This is a genomic window from Kytococcus sp. HMSC28H12 (assembly GCF_001816045.1).
GTDB lineage: Bacteria > Actinomycetota > Actinomycetes > Actinomycetales > Dermatophilaceae > Kytococcus > Kytococcus schroeteri.
The window spans coordinates 1-2540 of sequence record NZ_KV824555.1 but is presented as its reverse complement, the minus strand read 5'-3'; the positions used below and the strand labels follow the sequence as shown (position 1 = coordinate 2540).

1 protein-coding gene is annotated in these 2540 nt (G+C 72.4%); it reads left to right on the top strand.

Annotated elements, in window-relative coordinates:
* The coding region (locus tag HMPREF3099_RS08390) for an ATP-dependent Clp protease ATP-binding subunit (RefSeq protein WP_070705553.1) at positions 1-2408 on the top strand (2408 nt) is incomplete at its 5' end.
* Positions 2409-2540 lie beyond the last annotated feature (132 nt).

Below are 2540 nucleotides of genomic sequence, written 5' to 3'. Positions count from 1 at the left end.
AGGCGGCCGGCGCCGCCGCCCGGCAGGCGCTGTCCGCCCAGCCGTCGGCCACCGGCCAGACCCCCCAACTCGGCCAGCAGGCCCTGCGCGTCCTGCAGCAGGCGCACACCATCATGACCGCGCGCGGGGACACCCACCTCGCCCTCGACGTGCTCACCCTCGCCCTGGTGGAGACCGGCGCCGTGCAGGGTGACGCGAAGGCCGTGGCCACGGAGCTGGACGTCCTGCGCGGCGGGCAGAAGGTGACCAGCGAGAACCCGCAGAACGGCTCCGAGGCCCTGGAGCAGTACGGCACCGACCTCACGGCCGTCGCGCGCGAGGGGCGTCTGGACCCCGTGATCGGGCGCGACGCCGAGATCCGCCGCGTGGTGCAGGTGCTCAGCCGCCGCACCAAGAACAACCCGGTGCTCATCGGCGAGCCCGGCGTCGGCAAGACTGCCGTCGTGGAGGGCCTGGCCCAGCGCATCGTCGACGGCGACGTGCCCGAGTCACTCCGGGGCAAGCGCCTCATCAGCCTCGACCTGGGGGCGATGGTGGCCGGCGCCAAGTACCGTGGCGAGTTCGAGGAGCGGCTCAAGGCCGTGCTGGAGGAGATCAAGGCCAGCAACGGGCAGATCGTCACCTTCATCGACGAGCTGCACACCGTGGTGGGCGCCGGCGGCACCGGTGACGGCTCCATGGACGCCGGCAACATGCTCAAGCCGATGCTGGCGCGCGGCGAGCTGCGGCTCGTGGGTGCCACGACGCTCGACGAGTACCGCGAGAACATCGAGAAGGACGCCGCCCTGGAGCGCCGCTTCCAGCAGGTGTTCGTGGGTGAGCCCTCGGTGGTGGACACCATCGCCATCCTGCGCGGGCTCAAGGAGCGCTACGAGGCGCACCACAAGGTGACCGTGGAGGACTCCGCCCTGGTGGCCGCCGCCACGCTGAGCGACCGGTACATCACCCACCGGCAGCTGCCGGACAAGGCGATCGACCTCATCGACGAGGCCGCCAGTCGCCTGCGCATGGAGATCGACTCCAGCCCGATGGAGATCGACACCCTGCGTCGGGCCGTGGACCGGATGGCCATGGAGGAGATGCACCTGGCCGCCGAGACCGACGAGGCGTCCGCCGAGCGGCTGGCCACGCTGCGGGAGGAGCTCGCGAACAAGCGGGAGGAGCTCTCGAGCCTCACCGCGCGCTGGGAGGCCGAGAAGCAGGGCCTCAACCGCCTGGGTGACCTGCGCGTCCGCCTCGACGAGGCCCGTACGCAGGCCGAGAAGCTGCAGCGCGAGGGCGACTACGCCGGTGCGTCCAAGCTGCTCTACGGCGACGTGCCCGCCCTCGAGGCGGAGCTGGCCGAGGCCGAGCGCTCCGAGGCGGCCGACGGCCCGGAGGACCCGATGGTGTCCGAGGCCGTCACCGCCGACGACATCGCCGAGGTGATCGCCAGCTGGACGGGCATCCCGGCCGGGCGCCTGTTGGAGGGCGAGACCGAGAAGCTCCTGCGCATGGAGGACTTCCTGGGTGAGCGCCTCATCGGGCAGACCGAGGCCGTGCGCACGGTGAGCGACGCCGTGCGGCGCTCGCGGGCCGGCATCGCCGACCCCGACCGGCCCACCGGCTCGTTCCTCTTCCTGGGTCCCACCGGCGTGGGCAAGACCGAGCTGGCCAAGGCGCTGGCGGACTTCCTGTTCGACGACGAGCGGGCGATGGTCCGCATCGACATGTCCGAGTACTCCGAGCGGCACGCGGTGGCACGGCTGGTGGGTGCGCCCCCCGGCTACGTGGGCCACGAGGAGGGCGGTCAGCTGACCGAGGCGGTGCGGCGCCGTCCCTACTCGGTGGTGCTGCTCGACGAGGTGGAGAAGGCGCACCCGGAGACCTTCGACATCCTGCTGCAGGTGCTCGACGACGGGCGCCTCACCGACGGGCAGGGCCGGACGGTGGACTTCCGCAACACCATCCTCATCATGACCTCGAACCTGGGCTCGCAGTTCCTGGTGGACCCCACCCAGGACCCGGCGGCGCGGCGTGAGGGTGTGATGGCGGCGGTGCGGGCGCACTTCAAGCCCGAGTTCCTCAACCGCTTGGACGACACGGTGGTGTTCGAGCCGCTGAGCCGGCAGGAGATCGGCAGCATCGTGGACCTGCAGGTGGACGCGCTGGCCCGGCGGTTGGCCGACCGGCGCATCACGCTGGAGGTCACCGACGCCGCCCGGGCGTGGCTGGCCGACCAGGGGTACGACCCGGCGTTCGGCGCCCGACCGCTGCGCCGGCTGGTGCAGACCGCGGTGGGCGACACCCTTGCCCGCTCGCTGCTGGCCGGCACGGTGCGCGACGGGCAGGTGGTCACCATCGACGTGGACACCGAAGAGCCCTCGGACGCCGGCACCGGCCGGGTGACCGGGCTGCGCGTGGCCTGAGCCGGCGCGCGGGCGTGAGCCCCTTGGTGAGCGTGGCCCCTCCTCGGCCTGCCCGGGGAGGGGCCACGTGTGTGGGCGGTCGGCGAGTTCCGCACCGGTGCGGAACTCGAGCTGACACGGCATCGAGAACCG